Source organism: Cellulomonas sp. NPDC055163 (assembly GCF_053607065.1).
Genome location: NZ_JBSGSU010000007.1, coordinates 43,990 through 70,361, shown reverse-complemented (window position 1 = coordinate 70,361; position 26,372 = coordinate 43,990). Strand labels below are relative to the sequence as shown.

23 protein-coding genes are annotated in these 26,372 nt (G+C 74.6%); 14 read left to right on the top strand and 9 right to left on the bottom strand.

Translation table 11 applies throughout. The features are described from left to right. Nucleotides 1-4: 4 nt before the first annotated feature. Together ACWFNE_RS14765 and valS are read right to left on the bottom strand one after the other, a co-directional pair. Nucleotides 5-814 carry a transporter substrate-binding domain-containing protein gene (locus ACWFNE_RS14765; RefSeq protein ID WP_452123188.1) on the bottom strand — a complete coding sequence of 270 codons (810 nt, stop codon included), beginning with the start codon at nt 812-814 and terminating at the stop codon, nt 5-7. A 138-nt stretch (nt 815-952) separates the two neighbouring features. Continuing rightward, a complete protein-coding gene (gene valS / locus ACWFNE_RS14760) occupies nt 953-3,676 on the bottom strand; it encodes a valine--tRNA ligase (RefSeq protein WP_452123187.1) in 2,724 nt (907 codons plus the stop codon). A gap of 295 nt (nt 3,677-3,971) precedes the next feature. Between valS and ACWFNE_RS14755 the strand changes: the two genes are divergently transcribed. From ACWFNE_RS14755 to cofC, 3 genes are read left to right on the top strand one after another with little or no spacing between them, the layout of a single operon-like run. After that, on the top strand, nt 3,972-4,943 hold the full coding sequence (locus ACWFNE_RS14755; RefSeq protein WP_452123444.1) for a TIGR03557 family F420-dependent LLM class oxidoreductase: 972 nt from the start codon (nt 3,972-3,974) through the stop codon (nt 4,941-4,943). Further along, nucleotides 4,940-5,743: a coenzyme F420-0:L-glutamate ligase gene (locus tag ACWFNE_RS14750; RefSeq protein WP_452123186.1), complete on the top strand. Its 804-nt coding sequence runs from the start codon at nt 4,940-4,942 to the stop codon at nt 5,741-5,743. Before ACWFNE_RS14755 ends, ACWFNE_RS14750 begins: the two co-directional genes overlap by 4 nt. Then, the gene (gene cofC / locus ACWFNE_RS14745) at nt 5,740-6,471 is read left to right on the top strand and encodes a 2-phospho-L-lactate guanylyltransferase (protein ID WP_452123185.1); all 732 of its coding nucleotides are present in this window, start codon (nt 5,740-5,742) and stop codon (nt 6,469-6,471) included. Before ACWFNE_RS14750 ends, cofC begins: the two co-directional genes overlap by 4 nt. A 23-nt stretch (nt 6,472-6,494) precedes the next feature. Here cofC and cofD read toward each other — a convergent pair whose 3' ends face one another. The 5 genes from cofD to ACWFNE_RS14720 form a co-directional block, all read right to left on the bottom strand. Further along, nucleotides 6,495-7,496, bottom strand: a complete 1,002-nt coding sequence (cofD, locus tag ACWFNE_RS14740) for a 2-phospho-L-lactate transferase (protein ID WP_452123184.1) — start codon at nt 7,494-7,496, stop codon at nt 6,495-6,497. Further along, the gene (locus ACWFNE_RS14735; protein WP_452123183.1) at nt 7,493-8,392 is read right to left on the bottom strand and encodes an ATP-binding cassette domain-containing protein; all 900 of its coding nucleotides are present in this window, start codon (nt 8,390-8,392) and stop codon (nt 7,493-7,495) included. The genes cofD and ACWFNE_RS14735 overlap by 4 nt, the downstream gene beginning before the upstream one ends. Then, nucleotides 8,383-9,414 carry a putative F420-0 ABC transporter permease subunit gene (locus ACWFNE_RS14730; RefSeq protein ID WP_452123182.1) on the bottom strand — a complete coding sequence of 344 codons (1,032 nt, stop codon included), beginning with the start codon at nt 9,412-9,414 and terminating at the stop codon, nt 8,383-8,385. Before ACWFNE_RS14730 ends, ACWFNE_RS14735 begins: the two co-directional genes overlap by 10 nt. 19 nt (nt 9,415-9,433) lie before the next feature. Next, complete coding sequence (locus ACWFNE_RS14725; RefSeq protein WP_452123181.1) at nt 9,434-10,501, bottom strand: putative F420-0 ABC transporter substrate-binding protein; 1,068 nt, start codon at nt 10,499-10,501, stop codon at nt 9,434-9,436. Between the two features lie 193 nt (nt 10,502-10,694). Next, complete coding sequence (locus ACWFNE_RS14720) at nt 10,695-12,347, bottom strand: tetratricopeptide repeat-containing diguanylate cyclase (RefSeq protein ID WP_452123180.1); 1,653 nt, start codon at nt 12,345-12,347, stop codon at nt 10,695-10,697. A 250-nt stretch (nt 12,348-12,597) separates the two neighbouring features. Between ACWFNE_RS14720 and ACWFNE_RS14715 the strand changes: the two genes are divergently transcribed. Continuing rightward, nucleotides 12,598-13,404: an SDR family oxidoreductase gene (locus ACWFNE_RS14715; protein ID WP_452123179.1), complete on the top strand. Its 807-nt coding sequence runs from the start codon at nt 12,598-12,600 to the stop codon at nt 13,402-13,404. A gap of 25 nt (nt 13,405-13,429) precedes the next feature. Here the strand turns inward: ACWFNE_RS14715 and ACWFNE_RS14710 are convergent, their stop codons facing one another. Together ACWFNE_RS14710 and ACWFNE_RS14705 are read right to left on the bottom strand one after the other, a co-directional pair. Beyond that, the gene (locus ACWFNE_RS14710) at nt 13,430-14,077 is read right to left on the bottom strand and encodes a hypothetical protein (RefSeq protein WP_452123178.1); all 648 of its coding nucleotides are present in this window, start codon (nt 14,075-14,077) and stop codon (nt 13,430-13,432) included. After that, nucleotides 14,074-14,763 (bottom strand): HAD hydrolase-like protein, encoded by a 690-nt coding sequence (locus ACWFNE_RS14705; protein WP_452123177.1) that lies wholly within the window; start codon nt 14,761-14,763, stop codon nt 14,074-14,076. The genes ACWFNE_RS14710 and ACWFNE_RS14705 overlap by 4 nt, the downstream gene beginning before the upstream one ends. 100 nt (nt 14,764-14,863) lie before the next feature. Here ACWFNE_RS14705 and ACWFNE_RS14700 point away from each other — a divergent pair, with 100 nt between their 5' ends. The 10 genes from ACWFNE_RS14700 to ndk all read left to right on the top strand — a co-directional run bounded on the left by ACWFNE_RS14700 (nt 14,864) and on the right by ndk (nt 26,230). After that, nucleotides 14,864-15,127, top strand: a complete 264-nt coding sequence (locus ACWFNE_RS14700; RefSeq protein WP_452123176.1) for an antitoxin VbhA family protein — start codon at nt 14,864-14,866, stop codon at nt 15,125-15,127. A 329-nt stretch (nt 15,128-15,456) separates the two neighbouring features. After that, nucleotides 15,457-18,678 carry an isoleucine--tRNA ligase gene (gene ileS / locus ACWFNE_RS14695; protein ID WP_452123175.1) on the top strand — a complete coding sequence of 1,074 codons (3,222 nt, stop codon included), beginning with the start codon at nt 15,457-15,459 and terminating at the stop codon, nt 18,676-18,678. Beyond that, a complete protein-coding gene (locus ACWFNE_RS14690) occupies nt 18,675-20,096 on the top strand; it encodes a bifunctional folylpolyglutamate synthase/dihydrofolate synthase (protein WP_452123174.1) in 1,422 nt (473 codons plus the stop codon). The genes ileS and ACWFNE_RS14690 overlap by 4 nt, the downstream gene beginning before the upstream one ends. Before the next feature lie 205 nt (nt 20,097-20,301). Continuing rightward, a complete protein-coding gene (dhaK, locus tag ACWFNE_RS14685) occupies nt 20,302-21,297 on the top strand; it encodes a dihydroxyacetone kinase subunit DhaK (RefSeq protein ID WP_452123173.1) in 996 nt (331 codons plus the stop codon). A gap of 34 nt (nt 21,298-21,331) precedes the next feature. Further along, a complete protein-coding gene (dhaL, locus tag ACWFNE_RS14680; protein WP_452123172.1) occupies nt 21,332-22,009 on the top strand; it encodes a dihydroxyacetone kinase subunit DhaL in 678 nt (225 codons plus the stop codon). Next, entirely contained in the window at nt 22,006-22,761 is a 756-nt protein-coding gene (gene dhaM, locus ACWFNE_RS14675) for a dihydroxyacetone kinase phosphoryl donor subunit DhaM (RefSeq protein WP_452123171.1), read from the top strand. The genes dhaL and dhaM overlap by 4 nt, the downstream gene beginning before the upstream one ends. A 58-nt stretch (nt 22,762-22,819) precedes the next feature. Continuing rightward, nucleotides 22,820-23,458, top strand: a complete 639-nt coding sequence (locus tag ACWFNE_RS14670) for a TetR/AcrR family transcriptional regulator (RefSeq protein ID WP_452123170.1) — start codon at nt 22,820-22,822, stop codon at nt 23,456-23,458. An 86-nt stretch (nt 23,459-23,544) separates the two neighbouring features. Then, a complete protein-coding gene (locus tag ACWFNE_RS14665; RefSeq protein WP_452123169.1) occupies nt 23,545-25,299 on the top strand; it encodes an MDR family MFS transporter in 1,755 nt (584 codons plus the stop codon). Next, nucleotides 25,296-25,745, top strand: coding sequence for a DUF4233 domain-containing protein (locus ACWFNE_RS14660; RefSeq protein ID WP_452123168.1), 450 nt, complete (start codon nt 25,296-25,298; stop codon nt 25,743-25,745). The genes ACWFNE_RS14665 and ACWFNE_RS14660 overlap by 4 nt, the downstream gene beginning before the upstream one ends. Before the next feature lie 32 nt (nt 25,746-25,777). Continuing rightward, nucleotides 25,778-26,230, top strand: coding sequence for a nucleoside-diphosphate kinase (gene ndk / locus ACWFNE_RS14655; RefSeq protein ID WP_452123167.1), 453 nt, complete (start codon nt 25,778-25,780; stop codon nt 26,228-26,230). Nucleotides 26,231-26,372: the final 142 nt, after the last annotated feature.

Below are 26,372 nucleotides of genomic sequence, written 5' to 3'. Positions count from 1 at the left end.
CACGTCAGTCGGCCGTCGGGATGTCGCCGATGCGCTCGGTGTAGATCGCGTCGTAGGTGCCGTCGCCCTGGATGCGCTCGAGCGTGTCGTTGACCGCCTCGAGCAGCGCGGTGCTGCCCTTCTTGACCCCGAGGCCGTACTGCTCGCCCGTCGTGAACGTCGCGCCGAACGTGTAGCCGTCCTCGACGAACGGACCGAGCACCGCGACGTCGTTGATGATCGCGTTGACCTGGCCGTTCTCGAGCGCCTGGACCTGGAGCCCGAGGTCCTCGAACTCGATCGTCGTGAGCCCGTTCTCGGTCGCCCAGGCAGCGCCGGTGGTCTCCTGCTGCACGCCGATCGTCGAGCCCTCGAGGGACGCGAGCGCCTCCTCCTCGTCCATCGGCTCGACGCCGGCGGCGGCGGGGAGCAGCAGGCCCTGGTCGGCGTCGAAGTAGGGCTCGGAGAAGTCGATGCGCGCGGCGCGCTCGTCGGTGATCGTGATCGCGGAGGCGACGACGTCGCAGTTGCCGGTCTCGAGGTCCGCGCCCGACTGGATGCCCTCGAACTGCGCGACCTTGATCTCGGGCTCGACGCCGAGGTCCTTCGCGATCTCGTTCACGATGTCGATGTCGAGGCCGACGATCTCGCCGGAGTCGTCGGTGTACTCGAACGGCTCGTAGGGCGGGTTGGTGCAGACGGTCAGCTTGCCCTCGGCGACGAGCGGGACGCCGCTGTCGGACGTGGCGGCGGGGTTGCCGTCGCCGCCGCTGCAGGCGGAGAGCAGCAGCGTCGCGGCGAGCCCCAGGGGGACGAGGCGGTGGGTGCGGGTCATGACGGCTGTCCTCTCACGATGAGCGTTCGTGCATGAGTATGCGCAATCTCAAGTAATCATGCAAAGTGGCGCAGGGTGGGACCGTGGTCCCATCCTGCGCCACGTTGCGCCCGGGTGGTGCCGCGCACGCCGGAGCGGTCAGCCCTGCACCTTCGGCTCGGGCGGCAGGAGCTCGGCGTCGCGCGCGACGACGGTCTCGCCGTCCTCGGCCACGAGGTCGAGCGGGCCCGTCACACGCCCGGCCGACCGGACGTCCGCGAGCGCCGCCTCCACGCCGGCGGTGTGCGCGGCCGGGACCGCGAGCGTCACCCGCGTGATCTCGGTGCGCATCGACACCTTCGCCTCGGACTTGACCTTGCGCAGCGCCGCGAGCGCCGCACCGGCGGCTCCGACCACGGCAGCGTCCGCGTCGCCCGCGGCCGCGCGCAGCGGCTCGGCGAGGGGCCACGGGGCGCGGTGCACCGAGCCCTCGCGCCACCAGGACCAGACCTCCTCGGTCGCGAACGGCAGCACCGGCGCGAACAGCCGCAGGAGGGTGTCGAGCGCGATGCCCAGTGCCGCGCGCGCGGAGGCCGACTCCGCGGGGACGTCCGCGTCGGCCGCGCCGCCCGCGTACGCGCGGTCCTTGACGAGCTCGAGGTAGTCGTCGCAGAACGTCCAGAAGAACGTCTCGCTCAGCTCGAGGGCGCGCGTGTGGTCGTACGCCTCGAGCGCCGCGGTCGCCCGGTCGACGACGTCGGCGAGCCCGGCGAGCATCGCGCGGTCGAGCGTCTCCGTGACGAGCGTGGCGTCGAGCAGGCGCGCGCGGTCCTCGGGCGAGCCGAAGGCGAGCGCGAACTTGCTCGCGTTGAGCACCTTGATCGCGAGCCGGCGCCCGATCTTCATCTGGCCGACCTCGAACGCCGCGTCGGTGCCGAGCCGCGCGGACGCCGCCCAGTACCGCACCGCGTCGGAGCCGTGCTCCTCGAGCAGGCCCATCGGCGTCACGACGTTGCCCTTGGACTTGCTCATCTTCTTGCGGTCCGGGTCGAGGATCCAGCCCGAGATCGCCGCGTTGGCCCACGGGAGGCTGCCGTGCTCGAGGTGCGCACGGACCACGGTCGAGAACAGCCACGTGCGGATGATGTCCTGGCCCTGGGGGCGCAGGTCCATCGGGAAGACGCGCGCGAACAGGTCGGGGTCGGAGAGCCAGCCGCCCGCGATCTGCGGCGTCAGCGAGCTCGTCGCCCAGGTGTCCATGATGTCGGGGTCACCGGTGAAGCCACCGGGGACGCCGCGCTGGTCGGGGGAGTACCCCGGGGGGACGTCGGACGACGGGTCGACCGGCAGCGTCGCCTCGTCGGGCACGAGCGGGTGGTCGTAGTCGGGCTCGCCCTGCGCGTCGAGCGGGTACCACACCGGGATCGGGACTCCGAAGAAGCGCTGGCGCGAGACGAGCCAGTCGCCGTTGAGGCCGCCGACCCAGTTCTCGTAGCGCACGCGCATGAAGTCGGGGTGGAACCCGAGCTCGGCGCCGCGCGCGAGGAGCTCCTCACGCAGCGGGACGTCGCGCCCGCCGTTGCGGATGTACCACTGGCGCGACGTGACGATCTCGAGCGGCTTGTCGCCCTTCTCGAAGAAGTTCGCCTTGCGCTGCGTCGCGACGGGCTCGCCGTCGAGGTCGCCCGACTCACGCAGCGCGTCGACGACCGCCGTGCGCGCCGAGAAGGTCGTCTTGCCCGCGATCTCCGCGAACAGGGCCGTCCCGCGCTCCGACGTGATCCAGTCGGGCACCTCGCGGGTCAGGCGGCCGTCGCGCACGAGGACCGAGCGCGTCGGGAGCTGGAGCTCGCGCCACCACTGCACGTCGGTCAGGTCGCCGAACGTGCAGCACATCGCGATGCCCGCGCCCTTGTCGGGCTCGGCCGCCGGGTGGGCGAGCACGGGGACCTCGACGTCGAACAGCGGCGAGCGGACCGTCGTGCCGAACAGGTGCTGGTAGCGCTCGTCATCGGGGTGCGCGATGAGCGCGACGCACGCGGGCAGCAGCTCGGGGCGCGTCGTCTCGATGTGGACGGGCGTGTCGGTGCCGTCGACGGTGGAGTGGAACGCGACCTTGTGGAAGTGCCCCGGGTAGTCGCGCGCCTCGAGCTCGGCCTGCGCGACGGCGGTCTGGAACGTCACGTCCCACAGCCCGGGCGCCTCGGCCGCGTACGCCTCGCCGCGCGCCACGTTGCGCAGGAACGCGGTCTGCGCGACCTTCTGCGCCTCGCGGCCGATGGTCTGGTAGTGGTGCGACCAGTCGACGGACAGGCCCAGGTGGCGCCACAGCGCCTCGAACTGGCGCTCGTCCTCCGCCGTCAGGCGCTCGCACAGCTCGACGAAGTTGCGGCGGCTGATCGGCTGCTGGTCGGCGGCCTTGACGCTCTTGCCGTCACCGCCCGCGAACGGCGGCTCGTAGCCCTCGACGTAGGGCAGCGACGTGTCGCACCGCACCCCGTAGTAGTTCTGCACGCGGCGCTCGGTCGGCAGGCCGTTGTCGTCCCAGCCCATCGGGTAGAAGACCGCCTTGCCGCGCATGCGCTGGAAGCGGGCGACGACGTCGGTGTGCGTGTAGGAGAAGACGTGGCCCACGTGCAGCGAGCCCGAGACGGTCGGCGGCGGGGTGTCGATCGAGTAGACCTGCGCGCGCTCCGCGGTGCGGTCGAACGCGTAGGTGCCCTGCTCGCCCCACGCCGTGTCCCAGCGCTGCTCGAGCCCGTCGAGCGAGACCTTGTCGGGTACGGGGCGGGCGGTCGTCGCTGCGCTGGTCGGGTTCGCCGCGGTGCTGCCGGAGGGGCTGCCGGGTGCGGTCGGGGTCGGCTCGGGACGCAGGTCGCTCATGGTGCGACATCCTCCCAGACGCGCGGCCCTGCCGACGCGCCGCGACCCGTGCCCGCCGCGACGCCCGCGCGCCGCGCGCGCGCCGCCGCGCGACGCCGCGCGACGCCCAGGGTGGCGCGGGCCCGCTGCGGGGGGCGCGGGAACATCCGGGAAACCCCGACTGGTTAGGCTCGACGAGGCACGCTCGTCCGAGGTGCTGGTGTGCGGGCGCCGACCGCGGTCAGGTCGGCCCGAGAGAGGTGGCGACGTGGCGCAGGGTGTGACGGCGGCCGGACTGACGGTCGGGTACGCGGCGATGCTGGAGCAGTTCCACCCGACCGAGGTCGTGGACCTGTCCGCGTACGCCGAGGAGAACGGCTTCTCGGGCGTCATGGCGGCGGACCACTTCCAGCCCTGGGTGCCCGCGCAGGGGCAGTCCGCGTTCGTGTGGAACGTGCTGTCGGCGCTGGGCGAGCGCACCCGCGGCGACCTCGGCCCCGGCGTGACGGCCCCGACCTTCCGCTGGCACCCCGCGATGGTCGCGCAGGCCTCGGCGACGCTCGCGGCGATGTACCCCGGGCGGCACTGGCTCGGGCTCGGCTCCGGCGAGGCGCTCAACGAGCACGTGGTCGCCGGGTACTGGCCCGAGGCACCCGAGCGGATCAACCGCATGTTCGAGGCCATCGAGATCATCAACAAGCTGTTCACGGCGTCGCTCGCCGGCAAGGACGTCAAGCACTCGGGCACGTTCTACAAGCTCGAGTCGACCAGGCTCTGGACGATGCCCGAGGTCCCGCCGGAGATCCTCGTCGCGACCGCCGGGCCCGTGACCGCCAAGCGCACGGGCCGCCACGCCGACGGGCTCATCACGGTCGGCGCGCCGCTCGAGAAGATCTCCGGGCTGTTCGCGAAGTTCGCGGAGGGCGCGCGCGAGGCCGGCAAGGACCCCGACGCGATGCCCAAGGTCCTCCAGCTCCACCTGTCCTGGGCCGAGACCGACGAGCAGGCCCTCACCAACGCGATGACCGAGTGGCCCAACGGCGGCATGAAGTTCCCCAAGGCCGACATCCGCTCGCCGTTCGACTTCGAGCAGATGGCCAAGCTCGTGCGCCCCGAGGACTTCCAGGGCCGCATGGTCATCTCCGCGGACCCCGACGTGCACCGCGCCGAGATCCAGAAGTACGTCGACCTCGGCTTCGACCGCATCTACCTGCACAACGTGGGGCGCAACCAGCGCGAGTGGATCGACGTCTTCGGGCGCGACGTCCTGCCGAGCCTGGTGCGATGAGCGAGCTGCGCGTCTGGGCGCCCGACGGGCTGCCCGAGGTGGTGCCCGGCGACGACCTCGTCGCGCTCGTCGCCGGTGCGCTCGCCGATCCCGCGCTGCCCTCGCCGGCCGACGGCGACATCGTCGTCGTGACCAGCAAGATCGTGTCGAAGGCCGAGGGGCGGGTCGTGCCCGCGGCGGACCGCGAGGACGCGATCACCGCCGAGACCGTCCGGGTGGTCGCGACCCGCGAGCACCCCGGCGGCGTCACGCGGATCGTCGAGAACCGGCTCGGGCTCGTGATGGCGGCCGCCGGGGTCGACGCGTCGAACACGCCCGAGGGCACCGTGCTGCTGCTGCCGCTCGACCCCGACGCGTCCGCGCGGCGCCTGCGCGACGGCCTGCGGGCGAGGTTCGGGGTGCGGCTCGGCGTCCTGCTCACCGACACCGCCGGGCGGCCCTGGCGGCACGGGCAGACCGACCTCGCGATCGGCGCCGCGGGCGTGCGCGTGCTCGACGACCAGCGCGGGCAGCTCGACACGCACGGCCGTGCGCTGCAGGTCAGCCAGGCGGCGGTCGCCGACGAGATCGCGGGCGCCGCGGAGCTCGTCAAGGGCAAGGCCACGGGGCGGCCCGTCGCGGTCGTGCGCGGGCTCGCGGAGCACGTGACCGACGACGACGGCCCGGGCGCGCGCAGCCTCGTGCGGCTCGGCCCCGAGGACATGTTCGAGCAGGGCAGCGCCGAGGCGTACGCGCAGGGCTGGAAGGACGCGGCCGACGGGCGCGGCGGTCCCCAGCACGGGGGCCGGGCACCCGCGTGAGCGGGGACGGCGCGGCGACCGGCGGCGGCGCGGCGGCCGGCGGCGGCCAGGTGCCCCACAGCAGCGGTGCGGCGGGCGCGCGCTGGACCGTCGTCGTGCCGGTCAAGGCCGCGCGGCTCGGCAAGACCCGGCTCGCGGGGGACCTCGCGCCGGACGAGCGCGTCGAGCTCGTGCGGGCCATGGCCGCCGACACGGTGCACGCGGCCGCGCTCGCGCACGCCGTCGTGCGGGTCGTGGTGGTCACGGGCGACGAGGTCGTCGCGGCGGAGGCGCTCGCCACCCCCGGAGCCGTCGTCGACGTCGTCGCCGAGCCGTTCCCCGGAGGGCTCGGGGCGGCGGTCCGGGCGGGGATCGACCGGGCACGCGGGCTCGACGCGTGCACGGGCGTCGCGGTGCTGCTCGGCGACCTTCCCGCGCTGCGGACGGCGGACCTCGACGCCGCGCTCGCGGCCGCCGCGGAGCACCCGCGCGCGCACGTCGCCGACGCCGGCGGGACGGGGACGACGCTGCTCACCGTCGCGCCGCACGTCGCGCCCCGGCCGCGGTTCGGCGCGGGCTCGGCCGCCGCGCACGCCGCGGCCGGTCACGTCGCGCTCGACGTGCGCCCGGGGTCGAGCCTGCGCCAGGACGTCGACGTGCGCGCCGACCTCGACGCGGTCGCCCAGCTCGGCGCGGGCCCGCGCACCGCTGCGGTCCTCCGGACGTGGGGCCGGCTCCCCGCGGCCTGACGCGCGCGGGACGCGCCTGGTTCTCAGACCCCGACGAGCGCGAGCGCGTCCGCGGCGATCCGGGCCGTGGTGGGCACGTCGGTCATGAGCGTCGGGACGGCCCGGGTCGCCCAGCCCTCGGCGGCGAGGTGCTGCGCCGCGCCCGCGTCGACCGTGTCGACGAGCCACGCGTCGAGGATCCCGCCCGTGGCGCGCCGCCCGTAGTGCCGGGCGACCGCGGCGGCGCTCGTCTCGACGCCGATCGCCCGCAGGCACGCGTCGGCCATGCCGCGCACCGGCGCCCCGCCGATCACCGGGCTCACGCCCACGACCGGCGCGCTCGTCGTCCGCAGTGCATCGCGCACCCCGGGGACCGCGAGGATCGTGCCGACCGAGACCACCGGGTTCGACGGCGGGACGACCACGACGTCGGCGCCCAGCAGCGCCTCCAGGACGCCGGGGCCCGCGGTCGCCCGTTCGAGGCCCACCTGCACGAACCGTCGCGCGGGGAGCGCGGCGCGGTGCCGCACCCACCACTCCTCGAAGTGCAGCAGCACGGGTGTGCCGTCCGGTCCGTCGACCTCGACGTGCGTCTCGACCTCCTGCTCGGTCATCGGCAGCAGGCGTGCGCCGGGGGCCCAGCGTCGGCACAGCCGGGCCGTCACGTCCGCGAGCCCGAGCCCGGTGCGCAGCAGCTCGGTGCGGGCCAGGTGCGTCGCGAGGTCGAGGTCGCCGAGCGTGAACCACTCGCCCCCGAGCCCGTACGCGGCGAGGTCGGTGCTCGTGCGCGTCGTCTCCTCGCGCCGGCCCCAGCCCTGGTCCTCGTGCACCGCGCCGCCGAGCGTGTACAGGAGCGTGTCGAGGTCGGGGCAGACCCGCACGCCGCGGAACCACATGTCGTCGCCGGTGTTCGCGACGACCGTGACCTCGGCGGACGTGCCCCCGGCGTCTCCCGGTCCGCCAGGAAGGACGGTGCGCAGGTGGGCGAGCAGCCCGCGCGTGAACCGGGCACCGCCGACGCCGCCGGACAGGACCGTGATCTTCATGCGGGCGCTCCGTCGGTCGGGGGTGCGGGGGAGGTGGGCGCCGCGTCGCCGACCGGGTCCGCGAACGCGATGACGGGGCGCCCCGTGCGCGGGTGCGTGAGCACGTCGCAGTCCACCCCGTAGACCTCGCGCAGGAGCGCGGGGCGCAGCACGTCGCGCGGGTGCCCGGCGGCGGCGAGCCGACCGTCGGAGAGCACGAGCACGTGCTCGCAGAACGCCGCGGCGAGGTTGAGGTCGTGCAGCGCCGCGACCGTCGTCGTGCCGAGGTCGCGGACGAACGCGAGCAGGCTCAGCTGGGTGCTGACGTCGAGGTGGTTCGTCGGCTCGTCGAGCAGCAGCAGCTCGGGCTCCTGCGCGAGGGCGCGCGCGACGTGCACGCGCTGGCGCTCGCCGCCCGACAGCGACGACCACGGGCGCTCCGCGAGGTGCTCGGCGCGGGCGTGCTGGAGCGCGCGCGTCACCGCGGCCGGGTCCGGGTCGGTGCCCCATACCGTCCGGTAGGGGATGCGGCCGAGCGCGACGACGTCGTGCACCGACAGCGGGACGGTGCTCGACGACTCCTGCTCGAGCAGCGCGATCCGGCGGGCACGGGTGCGGCGGGGGAGCCCGTGCACGGGGACCTGCCCCGGGGCCCGCGCGGCGGTGCGCCCGGAGGCGCCGGGGGTCGACGGGCCGGCCGGCACCGTGGCGCCCGCCACGTCGTCCCCGGCGGCGACGAGCACCGCCCCGCCCTCGGGCACGAGCAGCCCCGCGACGAGCCGCAGCAGCGTCGTCTTGCCCGCGCCGTTGGGGCCGAGCAGCCCTGTCAGGCGGCCCGGGGGCGGCGTCGCGTCGATCCCGTCGACGACCCAGCGCCCGCCGAGCCGCGTCCGCACGCCCGTCAGCGTCAGCTCCATGCGACCCCCCGACCGCGGCGCAGCAGCACCGCGAACACCGGGACGCCGATGAGCGCGGTGATGATCCCCACGGGCAGCTCGCGCGGGTCGAACAGCGTGCGCGCGAGCGTGTCCGCCCAGACGAGGAAGACGGCTCCGGTGAGCGCGGCAACGGGCAGCAGCCGGCGGTGCGCGGGCCCCGTGACCACGGACACGGCGTGCGGCAGGACGAGCCCGACGAAGCCGATGGCTCCGCTCACCGCGACCATCGCGCCCGTGAGCAGCGCGACGAGCGTCATGAGCGTCCAGCGCGTGCGGCCCACGTCGATGCCGAGCGCCGCGGCGGACGTGTCCCCGAACGCGAACGCGTCGAGCCGCAGCGCGCTGAGCACCAGCACGACGCCCACGACCGCGAGCGCGCCGCCCGCGATCCACACCGAGGACCACGTGGCGCCCGCGAGCGAGCCCATGAGCCAGCTGAGGATCTCGCGGTAGGAGTCGCCGGTCGCGGTCCAGAAGATCACGAACGACGTGCCGGCGGCGGCGAGCTGGGAGACCGCGAGGCCCGCGAGCACGGTCCGCCCCGGGGTCAGCACACCACCGGTGCGCGCGAGCGCGAGGGTCGCGACGAGCGCGGCCACCGCACCCGCGAACGCCGCGACCGGGAGGAGCAGCCCGACGCCGACGACGAGCACCGCGACCGCGCCGAGCGACGCGCCCGAGGACAGCCCGAGCAGGTAGGGGTCGGCGAGCGGGTTGCGCGTGAGGCTCTGCATCACGGCCCCCGCGAGCGCGAGCCCGGCACCGACCGCGGCGGCGGTCAGCACGCGCGGCAGGCGCAGCTCCCACACGATCGCGTCGAGCAGGCGCGGGACCGGCGCAGCGCCGGGGAGCCCGAGGTGCGCGGCGATGCTGCGGCCCACGTCGGCGACCGCGATGTCCGCGGGCCCGATCGTCACGGTCACGAGCACCGTGGCGACGAGCAGCGCGCCGCCGACCGCGAGCAGCACGGTCAGCGGCGGACGCCAGGGGGCTCGGTCCATGCCGGGGGTCGCCCGCCCGTCAGCGTGCGGCCGGCAGCGCGGCGAGCTGCTCGGCGAGGTCGACCACGGCGTCGGCGTTGCGCACGCCCGCCTCGGCGGCGGGGAACGGCAGCGTGAGGTAGCGCTGCTCGCGCACCGCGGTGAGCTCGCGCGTCGCCGGGTTCGACTCGAGGAGCTCGATCTTGGACGCTGCCGTGTTCCACGCGGCGTCGACCAGGACGATCACGTCGGGGTCCGCGGCGACGACCTGCTCCCAGCCCGCGGAGGTCCACGTGTCGTGCACGTCGGCGAAGACGTTGGTCAGGCCCACCGCCTCGAGCATCATCTGCGGGGCGCCGATTCCCGCACCGACGTACGGGGTGTCGGTGCCCGAGCTGTACCAGAGCGCCGTCGTCCCCTCGGCCGCCGGGGTCACGGACGCGAGCGCCGCCTCCTGCTCCGCGACGAGCTCCTCGGCGCGGTCGGTCACGCCGAACAGTGACGCCACCTCGCGGATCTCGTCGAACAGCTCGTCGAACGTCAGCGGGTCGGGCATGTACGCCTCGCCCTTGCACGCGGCGGGCGCGACGTACGTCGCGATGCCGAGCGCGGCGAGCGCCCCGCGGTCCCCGGCGCCGTCCGGGGAGAAGGTCGACTCCCAGCCGCCGTACACGAGGTCGGGCTGCACCTCGAGCAGCGCCTCCTGGCCGGGGACCTTGTCCGAGAGCACGGGGATCCCGGCTGCGGCGTCGGCGTACTCCTCGGGGACGGGTCCGTCGGCGAACGCGGTGCCGACCAGGGCGTCCCCGAGGCCGAGCGCGAGCAGCATCTCGGTCGCGGTCGACTTGATGGTCACGACCCGCTCGGGCGGTGCGTCGAGGGTGACCTCGGTCCCGCAGTTGTCGAGCGTGACGGGGGAGAAGCCGCCCGAGGGCGACGGCGACGCGGTGACGGGCTCCTGCGTCGCGGTCGACGGCGCGCACGCGGCGAGCACGCCACCGACGGACAGCGCGAGGACGAGGGCGGAGGCGGGGTGGCGGCGCACGCGCGTGCGGGCGGTCGCGCGTGCGGCGGGCGCCTGGCGTGTGCGACGGGCAGGGCGGGACATGGGGGCGCTCCTGGGGTGCGGTGCTGGGTGCGGCTCGGGGCGCAGCGTCGGGCCCGCGACGTCAGGGGTCGGCGCAGCTCGCCGACGTCGAACCCGGGCCCATGTCCAGGCCCTCGCTCCGGGCCAAGTCCAGCCCGGGATCCAGCGTCATCGTAGCCCCGGTGCACCCGGGCGCCGCGCGCGGGCTCAGCCGTCAGTGCGCGACGTGCACCGCGTCCCGGCCGTTGCGCTTGACGTGGTAGAGCGCCTCGTCGGCGCGCGTGAGCATCGACGCGACGGTCTCGTCGGGGCGGTGCACCGCGACGCCGACACTGACCGTCAGGGTCCCGCCCGGAATGAGGTCGTCCCAGCGCTGCGCGACGATCACGCGGCGGATCCGCTCGCACGCGTCGGCCGCGTTCACGTCCGTGAGCCCGTCGAGCAGGATCGCGAACTCCTCGCCGCCGTAGCGCGCCGCGAGGTCGCTCGCCCGCACGACGTCGTGCAGCACCTCGCCGAGCCGGGCCAGCACCTGGTCGCCGACCTGGTGCGAGAACTGGTCGTTGACGCGCTTGAAGTGGTCGATGTCGAGCAGCACGCACGCGAACCGCCGGGACGGGTCGCCCGCCCAGCGCGCGAGCGCGACGTCGAGCGCGCGGCGGTTCGGCAGACCGGTGAGCGCGTCGTGCGTCGCCTCGTGCTCGAGGCGCGCGTTGTGCTCCTCGAGGGCACGGGCCCGGGTGCGCTCGGCGTCGGCGGCCCGCTCGGCGCGCTCGACCTCGAGCCGCGAGCTCAGCAGCAGCGCGCGGCGGTCCGCGATGGCGTCGCCCTGCTGGAGGGTCAGCTCGTGGAGCTCGCGCAGGGCCGACAGCGCCGACGGCAGGTCGCCGCGGCCCTCGTGCGCGTCCACGAGCGCCGCGAGCAGCTCGATGCGCTCACCCGGCCGGTCGAGCTCGGCGCACAGGTCGAGCCCGTCGCACAGCGCGAGCACGGCCTCGTCGAGGCGCCCGCTGCGCACGAGCCAGCGTCCGCGCAGCCCGTGGTACTGCAGCTCCTGACGCGCCGAGGGGAACGTGCGAAGCATCGCGTGGGTCCCCTCGAGCGCCTGCCCGGCGGCCTCGAGGTCGCCCGCGTGCATGTGGGCGCCGACGACGGCGAGCCGGGCGTCGATGCCGGTCCGGGCGAGCCCCGCGGCGTCGGCCTCGTCGACCGACTGGCGCGCGATGCCGAGCGCGTGGCGTGCCGCGGCGAGCGCACCGCGCGGGTTGCCCGCGACGAGGCGCCCGCTCGTCACGACGTAGGCCTTCGCGAGGTTCGTCAGGGCCATCGACGCGTGGTCGGGGTCGTCGGCCGCGAGCCAGAGCCGGCGTGCCTCGGAGAGCACCTGCGCGGCCTGGGGCGCGAAGTGCGGCATGCCCATGTAGACCGTGCCGAGGCTGTTGAGGACCGACGCGGTGCCGGCGTCGTCGGCGGTCTGCCGGCGGAGCCCGAGCGCGCGGTCGAGCTCGTCGATCGCCCCCTCGACGTCGCCGATCTCGTGGTGCACGAGCCCCTGGCAGACGAGCGCCCGGGACTCCCAGACGAGGTCGCCGAGCTCGTGCGCGAGGTGCTGCGCGCGTCCCGCGGCCCGCAGCGCGTCGGCGTCCTGCGCGAGCACGTGGTGGGCGAACGCGACGCAGCACGACAGGCGCATCTCGGCGTGCTCGTCGCCGTGCAGCCGCGCGAGGTCGAGGTACTCGCGTGCCCGCTCGACGCAGGCGGGTGCGTCGGAGTCCTGCAGCAGCTCGAGCTCGTCGACGAGCGCGTCCCAGTCCGGGGCGTCCACCGGGTGCGCGAACGTCGCGTGCGGCGCGTCGGTCACCGACATGCCACCACCTCCCCGCCGGCGGCGCTGCCCGGGTGCGCGCTGCTCGACCTCCTATCGGCGGTCCGGGCCGGGACCTGAGCCATGTCGTCGGACGGGCGTCCAGGTGGCGGGGGTCGGAGATGATGTCCCTCGGTCGCGCCGCTCCTCGCTGCCGGCGGGCGCCACGTACCGCCGCGCCACGCTGGACGACGTGGCGCGGGGCGGACGCGCACGACCGGGGGAACGACCACGAGCGAAGGAGAGCGGACGCATGACGGGTACGCACGGCACGACCGAGGTGGACACCGACGGGACCGACGGCGGGCGCTGGTCGCGCGCCGTCGTCACGGGGGCGTCGTCGGGCATCGGGGCCGCGACGGTGCGCCGGCTGCGCTCCGAGGGCTGGGACGTCGTCGCCGTCGCGCGCCGCGCCGACCGGCTCGAGGCGCTCGCGGCGGAGACGGGTGCCGAGCCGTTCCCGTGCGACATCACCTCGGACGACGACATCGCGCGGCTCACCGCGCACGTCGAGGCGACCGGCGGCCTCACGTCGCTCGTCAACAACGCGGGCGGCGCGCTGGGGCTCGACCGTGTCGAGCACGCCGACGTCGAGGGCTGGCGCCGGATGTACGAGACGAACGTGCTCGGGACGCTGCGCGTCACGAAGGCGCTGCTGCCGGCGCTGCGCGCGAGCGGGCGCGGCGACGTGCTCGTCGTGACCTCGACCGCGGCGATCGGGGCGTACGAGGGCGGCGCCGGGTACACCGCGGCCAAGCACGCCGAGCGCATGCTCACGACGACGCTGCGCCTCGAGCTCATCGGCGAGCCGGTGCGGGTCATCGACGTCGCGCCCGGTGCGGTCGCGACGGAGGAGTTCTCGCTCGTCCGGTTCGGCGGCGACACCGAGCGGGCAGCGAAGGTCTACGAGGGTTACGAGCCGCTGCTCGCGGAGGACGTCGCGGACGTCATCGCGTTCGCGCTCACCCGCCCGCACCACGTGAACATCGACACGCTCGTGGTCCGCCCGCGCGCGCAGGTCTCGAACACGCAGATCGCCCGGCGGCCCGCGGGGGGCTGAGCACCGGCAGGTGGGCGCGCCCGCCTCAGAGGGTGCGCGCCCACCGCTCCCGATCGAGCGTGAACCCGGAGCGGTGCAGGTACGGCCGCACGCTCGCGGCGACGACCCCGGTGCTGACGACGCGCTCGGCCCCGCGTGCCGCGAACGGTCCGGCGGGGGAGTAGATGAGCGAGCCGGCGGTGTAGTCGCGGTAGCCCGGGACGACGTAGTCGACGAGCAGCTCCCACGTGTCCGTGCCGGCGACGTCGCGCTCGCGGACCGCCACGACGAGCCCGACCGTGACGTCGCCGTGCAGCACGACCGCGCACAGCACGTTCGGGGGCGCGGCGTCGAGCGTCGGCAGCGCCCGCGCCGCGGGCCAGAACCGCGCGACGTCCTCCCCGTGCTGGCCCAGGAAGCGGGCGACGAAGGGGTCGTCGGGGGCGGCGGCGACCCACTCGAACGCGGTCCCGGTGCTCCGGCGCCGCAGCAGGCTCACGACGAACCAGGCGTTGATCGCGCACAGCGCGACGTTCATCGCGACCATCGGCCACACGCCGATGAGCGCGTTGAACACCACGAGCGCCCCGGACGCGGCGAGGTTGAGCACGCGGAACCGCAGCATGCGCGACTGCAGCACCGAGTAGACGAGCAGCGCGGACCCGGCCCAGCCGAGGACGTCGACGGCGCTCACGCTGCGCCCACCGGACCCGTCCCGCCGTGACCCGCGGTCAGCAGCGCCCGCAGCTCGTCGACGGACGCGACGGTCGCGAGCGGGGCCGCGGCGTCGAGCTCGCCGGGCGGCGCGTACCCCCAGGTCACCGCGACGCACTCGACGCCGTGCGCGCGCGAGCCGAGCACGTCGTGGTGGCGGTCGCCGACCATGACCACCTCCCCGCGCGCCACGAGGTCCCACGCGTCGAGCGAGTCCAGCGCGTGCGCGACCACGGCGGCCTTGCTCGCGCGGCTCTGGTCGAACGTCGCCCCGAACACGCCGTCCACGAGCACGTCGAGACCGAAGTGCGCGACGACGCGGCGGGCCGTCGGCTCCGGCTTGGACGTCGCGACCGCGGTGCGCAGGCCCGCGGCGCGCAGCGCGGTCAGCAGCCGGGCGATCCCGGGGTAGAGGACCGCGTCGCGCGTCGCCCGCTCGGCGTAGTCCGCGCGGTAGGCCGCGATGCCGGTCTCGACGAGCTCGGGCGGGACGCCGTGCGCCGTGAAGTTGTCCCAGATCGGCGGGCCCACGAACGTCCGCAGGGTCGCGTCGTCCGGCGCGGGGACGCCCATCGCGGCGTACGCGGCGCGCACCGAGGCGGTGATCGCGGGGGCCGAGTCGGTCAGGGTGCCGTCGAGGTCGAGCAGGGCGAGGCGGTAGGTCACGGGCGAGATCATCGCACCGCAGGACGTCCGGACCGGCGCTGCGTACAGTCGGCCGTGCTGCCCGACCGTCCGTCGCGCGGCGCGAGGAGGGGGACCGGCGATGCACGAGGAGCCCGACGTCGAGGCCCTGTGGCCCGAGCTGTTCGAGCCGCTCGACGAGCAGCAGCGCCGCTCGGTCGCGCAGTCGTTCGTCCGGGCGGAGGAGGGTGGCTGGGTGCCGAACCGCGAGGACGTCGAGAACCTGACCGCGCTCGAGAGCGGGGCCATCACGGCCGAGGAGTACGACCGCCGGGTCGACGAGGCCGCGACCCGGCACTGGGTCGACGAGGCCGTCTGGCGCCCGGGCGGCTCGGCCGCGGTCTGACACGTGGCTCCGGGACGGGGGCCCGGCGCGGCGCGCCTCCCGCTGGTGGCACCCACCGGACCGGCGTCTAGGATGGCGGGCACAGGCGTCGACCCGGCCATCACCGGCGAGCCTCCGGAAGAACAGCGGTGCACGCCCGGCCCCCGGGAGCGCGCCGCCCAGTAGAACCGGACGGGGCAGGCCCGTCACAGCCGTCGGAGAGTGGTCGCGCACCCGTTCGCGGGTCGCGGCAAGCGGGGTGGTACCGCGGTGGTGACCGGTGCGAGCCGGAGCCGTCGTCCTCGTGCAGGTGACGAGAGCGCACGACCGACCCCGGGAGCCCGAAGACCATGGCCTATCCGCTGCACCGCGCCGACGACGGTGTGCCCGCGAGCCCCGACCTGCCGTCCCTCGAGAAGGACGTGCTCGCCCACTGGGCGGCCGACGGCACGTTCCAGGCCTCGATCGACCAGCGCCCCGCCGACGAGAACGGCGCGAACGAGTTCGTCTTCTACGACGGCCCTCCGTTCGCGAACGGCCTGCCGCACTACGGCCACCTGCTCACGGGCTACGCGAAGGACCTCGTCGGGCGCTACCAGACGCAGCGCGGCCGCCGGGTCGAGCGCCGGTTCGGGTGGGACACGCACGGGCTGCCCGCGGAGCTCGAGGCCGAGCGCGTGCTCGGCATCACCGACAAGTCGCAGATCGACGAGATGGGCATCGCCGCGTTCAACGAGGCGTGCCGCACGTCGGTGCTCAAGTACACCGACGAGTGGCGCGAGTACGTGACGCGCCAGGCCCGCTGGGTCGACTTCGACAACGACTACAAGACGCTCGACCTGACCTACATGGAGTCGGTCGTCTGGGCGTTCAAGCAGCTCTACGACAAGGGCCTGGCCTACGAGGGCTACCGGGTGCTGCCGTACTGCTGGCGCGACGAGACCCCGCTGTCGAACCACGAGCTGCGGATGGACGACGACGTCTACCAGTCGCGCCAGGACCCGGCGCTGACGGTGGGCGTCCGGCTCGAGACCGGCGAGCTCGCGCTGGTCTGGACGACGACGCCGTGGACGCTGCCGAGCAACCTCGCCGTCGCGGTCGGTCCGGAGATCGACTACGTCGTCGTCGCGCCCGTCGAGGGCCCGCTCGCCGGGGACCGTGTGCTGCTCGCGGCGTCGCGCCTCGCGTCCTACGCACGCGAGCTCGGCGAGGACGCCACGGTCGTCGAGCACCTCACGGGTGCCGAGGTCGCGGGCCGGTCGTACACGCCGCCGTTCCCGTACTTCGCGGGCCACCCGAACGCCCACCGCGTGCTGGTCGGCGACTTCGTGTCGACCGAGGACGGCACCGGCCTGGTGCACCTCGCGCCCGCGTTCGGCGAGGAGGACATGGCGGTGTGCGCCGCGGCGGGCATCACGCCCGTCGTCCCGGTCGACTCCAAGGGCCGCTTCACGACCGAGGTGCCCGACTACGCGGGTCAGCAGGTCTTCGAGGCCAACCCGCACGTCATCGCCGACCTCAAGGCCGGCACCGGCCCGCTCGCCGCGGTGCACGCCGAGGAGCGCGCCGTCGTCGTCCGCCACGAGACGTACCAGCACTCCTACCCGCACTGCTGGCGCTGCCGGAACCCGCTGATCTACAAGGCGGTGTCGAGCTGGTTCGTGCGGGTCACCGAGTTCCGCGACCGCATGGTCGAGCTCAACGACAAGATCACCTGGGTCCCCGACCACATCAAGGACGGGCAGTTCGGCAAGTGGCTCGCCGGCGCCCGCGACTGGTCGATCTCCCGGAACCGGTACTGGGGCACGCCCATCCCCGTGTGGGAGAGCGACGACCCGGCGTACCCGCGCCGTGACGTGTACGGCTCGCTCGCCGAGCTCGAGGCCGACTTCGGCGTCGAGGTGACCGACCTGCACCGCCCCTTCATCGACGAGCTCACGCGCCCGAACCCGGACGACCCGACGGGCCGGTCCACGATGCGCCGCATCCCCGACGTGCTCGACGTGTGGTTCGACTCGGGCTCGATGCCGTTCGCGCAGGTGCACTACCCGTTCGAGAACGCCGACTGGTTCGAGCACCACTACCCGGGCGACTTCATCACGGAGTACATCGGGCAGACCCGCGGCTGGTTCTACACGCTGCACGTGCTCGCGACCGCGCTGTTCGACCGCCCGTCGTTCGGCACGGCCGTCTCGCACGGCATCGTGCTCGGGTCCGACGGGCGCAAGATGAGCAAGTCGCTGCGCAACTACCCGGACGTCTCCGAGGTGCTCGACCGCGACGGCTCCGACGCGATGCGCTGGTTCCTGATGGCCAGCCCGATCCTGCGCGGCGGCAACCTCGTCGTGACCGAGGAGGGCATCCGCGCCGAGGTCCGCCAGGTGCTGCTGCCCCTGTGGAGCACGTGGTACTTCTTCGCGCTGTACGCGGGTGCGGCGAACGGCGGCGAGGGCCTGACCGCGCGCCGGGTGACCGCCGAGGACCTGCCCGGGCTCGCGACCATGGACCGGTACCTGCTGGCCCGCACGCGCACGCTCGTCGAGAAGGTCACCGCCCAGCTCGACGCCTACGACGTCCCGGGCGCGTGCGAGAGCGTCCGTGAGCACCTCGACGTGCTCACCAACTGGTACGTCCGGACGTCGCGCGAGCGGTTCTGGAGCGAGGACGCGGGTGCGTTCGACACGCTGTGGACGGCGCTCGAGACGCTCACGCGCGTCATGGCCCCGCTCGCGCCGCTCGTCTCGGAGGAGGTCTGGCGCGGGCTGACCGGCGGCCGGAGCGTGCACCTGACCGACTGGCCGAGCCTCGCTGCCGGCTCCGTCGACGACCTCGCACTGCCGGCGGACGACGAGCTCGTCGCCGCCGTGGACCGCGTCCGCGCGATCGTGTCGACCGCGCTCGGGCTGCGCAAGGCGCACTCCCTGCGCGTGCGCCAGCCGCTGCGCGCGCTCCGGGTCGCGCTCGCGGACCCGACGGACGTCGAGCCGTTCGTGGAGCTCGTGCGCGCCGAGCTCAACGTCAAGGGCGTCACACTGCTCTCGCTCGACGACGCCGCGGCGACCGACGTCGGCGTCGAGACGCGGCTGTCCGTGAACGCGCGCGCCGCCGGGCCACGGCTCGGGCGCGGCGTCCAGGACGTCATCCGTGCAGCGAAGGCCGGCGACTGGGAGCAGACCCCGGACGGCGACGTCGTGGTGCGCACCGCGGGCGGCGACGTGACGCTCGCGGGCGGCGAGTACGAGCTCACGACGGTCGTGGCCGCCGGGGGAGCGGGCGACCTGGCCGCCGCGGTGCTGCCCGGCGGCGGGTTCGTCGTGCTCGACCTGGCGCTCGACGACGAGCTCCGCGCCGAGGGCTACGCGCGCGACGCCGTCCGTGCCGTGCAGGACGCGCGCAAGGCCGCCGGGCTGCAGGTCAGCGACCGGATCGTGCTCGAGCTCGACGTGCCGGCCGAGGGGCTGACCGCGATCGAGACGCACCGGGAGTTCCTCGCGGCCGAGACGCTCGCGACCGAGATCGTCGTGACGCCCGGTGGCGGCACCGAGCTCGTCGTCCGGGTGGCCCGGGCATGAGCGCCGCGAAGCGGGGGAGCGGCCCGTCCGGGTACTCCGGGGAGCCGGGCGGGGCGGAGCACCTGCGCCGCGAGGCCGAGGCGGCCGCGCGCTCGGCCGCCGACGAGGTGTACGCCGCGATCCTCGATCGCGCGCCCGAGAACGACATCGAGCCGTCCCTCGACCGCGTGCGCGAGGTCTGCGAGCTGCTCGGCGACCCGCAGCACGCGTTCCGCACGGTCCACATCACGGGGACCAACGGCAAGACGTCGACCGCACGCATGGTCGAGCGGCTGCTGCGCGAGCACGGGCTGCGCACGGGCCGGTTCACGAGCCCGCACCTCACGCGGGTGACCGAGCGCATCACGGTCGACGGCGAGCCGATCAGCGACCAGCGCTTCGTCGAGGTGTGGCAGGACGTCGCGCCGTACGTGCACATGGTCGACACCCGCTCGCTCGAGCGCGGCGGTCCGCGGCTCAGCTTCTTCGAGGTGTTCACTGTGATGGCGTTCGCGGCGTTCGCCGACGCGCCCGTCGAGGTCGCGGTGATCGAGGTCGGCCTCGGCGGCACGTGGGACGCGACGAACGTCGTCGACGGCGAGGTCGCGGTCCTCACCACGGTCGCCAAGGACCACGAGCGCTACCTCGGCGACACGCTCGTCGAGATCGCGAGCGAGAAGTCGGGGATCATCAAGGACGGCGCGACCGCGGTGCTCGCGGCGCAGGACGAGGACGTCGAGGGCGTGCTGCTCCAGGCCGCCGCCGAGCGCGGTGCGCGGGTGCTGCGCGAGGGTGTCGACATCGAGGTCGTCGACCGCCAGGTCGCGGTCGGCGGGCAGCTCCTCGCGCTGCGCGGCACGGGCGCGGTGTACCAGGACGTGTTCCTGCCGCTCTACGGCGAGCACCAGGCGCACAACGCGCTGCTCGCGCTCGTCGCGGTCGAGAGCCTGCTCACGGGCGGCGCGGCGCTCAGCGGCGACGTCGTCGAGGCGGCCTTCGCGGACATGTCGTCGCCCGGGCGGCTCGAGGTGGTCCGGACGAGCCCGACGATCCTGGTCGACGCCGCGCACAACCCCGCCGGGGTCACCGCGCTCGTGTCGGCGGTCGAGGAGGCGTTCGAGTTCACGCGGCTCGTCGGCGTCGTCGGCGTCATGGCGGACAAGGACCCCGAGGGCATCCTCGCGGGCCTCGAGCCGCTCCTCGCCGAGGTCGTCGTGACGCGTGCCGCCTCGTCGCGGGCCCTCGACGTCCCGGACCTCGCCGAGGTCGCGGTCGACGTGTTCGGCGAGGACCGCGTGCACGTCGCGGAGCGGCTCGACGACGCGATCGCGCTGGCGTCGAACCGGGCCGAGAGCGAGGTGCAGTTCGGTGCGGGCGTGCTGATCACGGGCTCGGTCGTGCTCGTCGCGCAGGCGCGGACGCTGCTCGGGCGCGACTGACACCCGGACGTACGACGCCCCCGGTGCACCTACGTGCACCGGGGGCGTCGCGCGCCCGGCGTGCGCTTGACGCTCGTCCAGGGCGCAGCGAGTGTGAGGGGACCCCGGCGCCGCCGCCGGTGGCCGCGGCCGGCGGTCCGGCGCGCGTCCGGCAGGCGGCCGGCACGCATCCCGGAACGCGTCCGCACAGAAGGAGAGGTCCCCGGTGAAGAAGCTCATCAACGACCCGCAGCACGTGGTCACCGAGTCCGTCCAGGGCTTCGGGCTCGCGCACGCCGACCTCGTCACGGTGCACGCCGACCCGCTGTTCGTGGCTCGTGCCGGAGGCGCCGTGGCCGGCAGGGTCGGGCTCGTGAGCGGCGGAGGCAGCGGGCACGAGCCGCTGCACGCGGGCTTCGTGGGCCACGGCATGCTCGACGCGGCCGTCCCCGGCGCGATGTTCACCTCGCCGACCCCCGACCAGATCGCCCCGGCGTTCACCGCGGCGGACGGCGGTGCGGGAGTGCTCGCGATCGTCAAGAACTACACCGGCGACGTCCTCAACTTCGAGACGGCGGTCGAGCTCGCCGAGGCGGACGACCTCGTGGTCCGCACGGTCCTCGTCAACGACGACGTCGCGGTCGAGGACTCGCTGTACACCGCGGGGCGCCGCGGCGTCGCGGGCACCGTCGCGGTCGAGAAGATCGCCGGCGCCGCGGCCGAGCGCGGTGACGACCTCGACGCCGTGACGGCCGTCGCCGAGCGCGTCGTGGCGAACGTCCGGACCATGGGCGTCGCCCTCACCGCGTGCACCGTGCCGCACGCCGGCCGGCCGAGCTTCGACCTGCCCGACGACGAGGTCGAGATCGGCATCGGCATCCACGGGGAACCGGGTCGGCACCGGATCCCGCTCGCGAGCGCCGACGCGATCACCGAGATGCTCGTCACCGCCGTCGCGGACGACCTCGCGCTGACGTCGGGCGAGCGGGTGCTGCTCCTGGTCAACGGTATGGGCGGCACCCCTGCCTCGGAGCTGTACGTCGTCTATGGTCAGGCACGCAGGTTGCTCGAGGCGCGGGGGGTCGAGGTGGCCCGGTCGCTCGTCGGCAGCTACGTGACATCACTGGAGATGCAGGGCGCCTCGGTGACCGTTCTCCGGCTGGACGACGAGCTGACCGCCCTGTGGGACGCACCGGTGCACACCGCCGCTCTCCGGTGGTGAGGCGGCGGTCCGGACGGCTGAGGCGGGAGCAGGCATGACGGTGGACGTGGCGTGGGCGACGGCGTGGGTCCGGACGTCGGCGGCGGCGGTGCTCGAGCACCGCGACGAGCTCGTCGAGCTCGACCGGCAGATCGGCGACGGCGACCACGGCGAGAACCTCGCGCGCGGCTTCAGCGCGGTCCTGGCCCGGCTCGACGCCCTCGACGAGCCGCCCGCCGAGATCGGGGACGTGCTCAAGCTCGTCGCCACGACGCTCATGTCGAGCGTCGGCGGCGCAGCCGGTCCGCTCTACGGCACCGCGTACCTGCGTGCCGCCAAGATCACCGGCACGCCGGCGCTCGACAGCGCGGGCGTCGTCGCGATGCTCGAGGCCGCGCTCGAGGGCATCGTCGTGCGGGGCAAGGCGTCGCCGGGCGAGAAGACGATGGTCGACGCGTGGAGCCCCGCGGTCGAGGCCGCCGTCGCTGCGGCGCACGCGGGCGGCGGGCCGGCGGACGTCCTCGCGGCGGCTGCGGACGCCGCGGAGCGCGGGTCGGACGCGACCGTGCCGCTCGTCGCGACGAAGGGCCGGGCGAGCTACCTGGGTGAGCGGTCCGCGGGGCACCGGGACCCGGGCGCGACGTCGAGCGCGCTGATCCTGCGGGCCGCCGCGCAGACGGCGTCGACCGGGACGGGCGCACCGGGTGCTGCCGGGGAGGGTGGCGCGGCGTGAGCGCGTCCACCGCGGACGCCCACGAGGCATCCGGCGTGCGCGTGGGTCTCGTGCTCGTCTCGCACTCGCGTCTGCTGGCCGACGGGGCGGTCGAGCTCGCGCGGCAGATGGCCCCCGACGTCCCGCTGGTCGCCGCGGGCGGCGACGGGCAGGGCGGGCTCGGGACCAGCTACGACGCGGTCGAGCACGCGGTCGCGGCCGCGACGGACGGGGGCCGCTCGGCGGTCGTGCTCGTCGACCTCGGGTCCGCGCTGCTGACGACCGAGTCGGTGCTCGAGCTCGCCGATCCCGACGTCGCCGCGCGGGTGCGGGTCGCCGACGCGCCGTTCGTCGAGGGCGCCGTCGCGGCGGCGGTGCGGGCGCAGACCGGCGGGTCCGCGGACGAGGTGCTCGCGGCGGCCGAGTCGGCCCCGGTCGGGCGCGGCCGGGCCGGTGCCGCGGCACCCCGGCGCGAGGCGGAGCCGGCGCCTTCGGGCGGCGTGCACGAGCCGCGCGCGCACCTGACGGCCGAGGTGACCGTGCGCAACCCGCTCGGCCTGCACGCCCGGCCGGCGGCGGTGCTCGCGCGGCTCGTGGGCGGCTTCGAGGCGGTCGTCACGGTCGACGGGGTCAGTGCGTCGAGCGTCCTCGAGCTGATGAAGCTCGGCGTCACGGGCGGCCAGTCCGTGACCGTCACCGCGAGCGGCCCGCAGGCCCGGGCCGCGCTCGACGCGCTCGTCGCGGCCGTCGAGGAGGGATTCGGCGAGGTGTGACCGGCGTCGCGCGAACCTTCACCCGCTGCAAATCTGCAGGCGGTGTAAAGTTGCAGTCGTGCAGAAAGTCGACCCCGCCGCTGACGCCGCGCCCGACACGGCCGAGCTGCCCGTAGGGCTGCGCGAGCGCAAGAAGCGTGCGCGCCGCGAGGCGCTGATCGACTCGACCCACCGCCTCGTCGCGCAGCACGGGCTCGACGCCGTGACGGTCGACGCCATCTGCGCCGACGCCGGCGTGTCGCCCCGCACCTTCTTCAACTACTTCGAGTCCAAGGACGACGCCGTGCTGGGCATCCAGCCGTGGTCGCTCGACCCCGGCGTCGCCGAGGCGTTCGCCACCGGCGGGCCCACCGGTCGGCTCGGCGCCGACCTCGAGGTGCTCGTCGCCGCGATGCTCGAGAGCCCGATGATCAGCCACGACCGGCTCGCGACCGTCATGGAGCTCGCGCGCCAGGAGCCCCGGCTCCTCGTACGGCAGATGGCCTGGATGGAGAGCCACCGCGGCGCGGTCCAGGAGCTCATGCAGCGCCGCCTCGCCGGCGCGGAGCCCGCCCGCGTCGAGCTCCTCGGGATGCTCCTGATGATCCTCACCCGCGCGACGTTCGTCCGCTGGGACTCCGCCGGCGGCGCCGGCGACGCGCGCGAGCACCTGCCGGACGTCATGCACGACCTGCGCGCCGTCCTCGCGGACGACTGACGCCCGGCGCCGGCCCACCACGGCCGGCCGCCGTCCCCCGACCCGCCGCCCGACCCGCACCCGCACGCACCCACGAAGAGGTCCGCATGTCCACCGCACCCCCGTCGACGGCGCCCGACAAGCCGCTCGTCGTCCTCACCCAGCGCACCGTCTGGCTCATTTTCGGCGCGCTCATGGCGAGCATGTTCCTGTCCTCGCTCGACCAGTCGATCGTCGGCACCGCGATGCCCACGATCGTCGGCGAGCTCGACGGGGTCGAGCACCAGGGCTGGGTCGTGACCGCGTACATCCTCGCGATCGCGATCGTCATGCCGCTGTACGGCAAGTTCGGCGACCTGTGGGGCCGCCGGTACCCGTTCCTCGTCGCTATCGGCCTGTTCACGATCGCCTCGGCCGGCGCCGGGTTCGCGGGGTCGTTCGGCGAGCTCGTGTTCTGGCGCGGGGTCCAGGGCCTCGGCGGCGGCGGGCTCATGATCCTGTCGCAGGCGATCATCGCGGACATCGTGCCCGCGAAGGAGCGCGGCAAGTACATGGGCCCGATGGGCGCGCTGTTCGGCATCGCCGCGGTGATCGGCCCGCTGCTCGGCGGCCTGTTCACCGACCACCTCGACTGGCGCTGGTGCTTCTGGATCAACATCCCGATCGGCGTCGCGGCGTTCGTCACCGCGTGGTTCACGCTCAAGCTCCCGAGCCACCGCTCGGGCAAGAAGATCGACGTCGCCGGGATCTTCCTCATGGTCGTCGCGACCTCCGGCCTCGTCCTGCTGACGAGCTGGCAGAGCTGGAGCGGGAACCGCTCCTACGACTGGTCCGACGCCGGCCTGCTCGGCCTCGCGGCGCTCACGCTGGTCTCCGCCGTCGCCTTCGTGCTGGTCGAGCGCCGCGCCGCCGAGCCGCTGCTCCCGCTGCACCTGTTCAAGAACCGCACGTTCACGATCGCGACCACCGTCGGCCTCATCATCGGCATGGGCATGTTCGCGGCCCTCGCCTTCCTGCCGACGTTCCTGCAGATGGCGACCGGAGCCGGCGTGACCGAGTCGGGCTTCCTCATGCTGCCGATGATGGTCGGCGTCATGGCCACCGCGATCGGCTCCGGCATCGCGATCACGAAGACCGGCCGGTACCGCCACTTCCCGATCGTCGGGATGGCCGTCGCGACGCTCGGCCTGATCTGGCTCACGCGGCTCACCGGCGACATCTCGATGTGGCTGTTCGGCGCGATGATCTTCGTGCTCGGCGCGGGCCTCGGCCTCGTGATGCAGACGATCGTGCTCGCGGTGCAGAACTCGGTCGACCCGCACGAGATCGGCACGGCGACCAGCGCGAACAACTTCTTCCGCGAGATCGGTGCGGCGGTCGGCACGGCGCTCTTCAGCACGATCTTCACGACGCGGCTCACCGAGCGGCTCGTGCCCGTGCTGGGCGAGGCCCCCGCCGGCGGTGGCGGTGGCGGTGGCGCGCACGGCGCCGAGTCCTCCCTGACCCCCGCGGTCGTCGCGCAGCTCCCCGACGCCGTGCGGGACGGCGTGGTGAACGCCTACGCCGACGCGCTCGCCCCCGCGTTCTGGTACCTCGTCCCGCTCGTCGCGCTCGCGTTCGTCCTCACGCTGTTCCTGCGCGAGGTCACGCTCTCCGACGTCGCCGGCATGGTGGCGCGCGGCGAGGCCGTCGAGGACCCGGCGAAGGTCGCCGTGCTCGACGCGGCTGCCGCGCCGTCGGCGCAGACGGTCACCGAGCCCGACGGGTCCGCCGAGCCGCACCGACGCGACGGCACCGGCCGGTCGGACGGTGACCCCGCGGCGCGGACCGAGCGCGAGGACGCCGGTAACCTGGCGCGATGACGTCCCCGGAGCCGACCCTCCCGGACTCGACCCCGGCGCAGCCCGCTGCGCCGGGGTCGATCCGTCGCAAGCGACCCGCGCGCCAGCAGTTCGCCTCGACGATGCTCCTGCTCGAGGCGTTCCTCGTGCTGTTCGCGACGCTCGTCGCGTACGGGCTCGCGAACGCCGGCTCCGGTCCGCTGCCACCGTCGGCCGTGTGGGTCACGGGCGGCGTCCTCATGCTCGTCCTGATCGTGCTCTCCCGGATGCCCGGGCGCCCCGGCGGGTACGTCGCGGGGTCCGTCGTGCAGGTCGTCGTGCTCGCGACAGGCCTCGTCATCCCGATGATGTTCGTCGTCGGCGGCGTGTTCGTGGTGCTGTGGGTCGTGAGCCTGCGGCTGGGCGGCCGGATCGACCGCGAGCGCGCCGAGTGGGACGCCGCGCACCCCGGCCAGGTCAGCGGGTGAACCGTGCGGGCGGCGCCCGTTAGGGTCGCACCATGACGCAGACCGCATCCCAGGCCGACGCCCCGCAGACCGAGCGCACCCTCATCCTCGTCAAGCCCGACGGCGTCCGCCGGGGCCTCGCGGGGGAGATCCTGCGCCGCGTCGAGGCGAAGGGCTACACGCTCGTCGCCGTCGAGCTGCAGACCGCCGACGACGCGCTGCTCGGCGCCCACTACGCCGAGCACGAGGGCAAGCCGTTCCTCGCCCCGCTCGTCGACTTCATGAAGTCCGGCCCGGTGCTCGCGGTCGTCGCCGAGGGCCAGCGGGTCATCGAGGGCTTCCGGACCCTCGCCGGCACGACGGACCCGACCGTCGCGCCCCCCGGCACGATCCGCGGGGACCTCGGCCGCGACTGGGGCCTCAAGGTCATCCAGAACCTCGTGCACGGCTCGGACTCGGTCGAGTCGGCGCAGCGCGAGATCGCGCTCTGGTTCCCCTCGCTCTGACGCACGCCCCCCGAGCGTCCTGACGCGTTGACGCCCCACCGCGGGGGCCCACCCGGACAAGACCCACCCTCCCCCACCCCAGCACGGGACCCCCAAGCCCGTATACTGGGCCCCAGGACGGCCGCCCTCAACGACCCAGGCC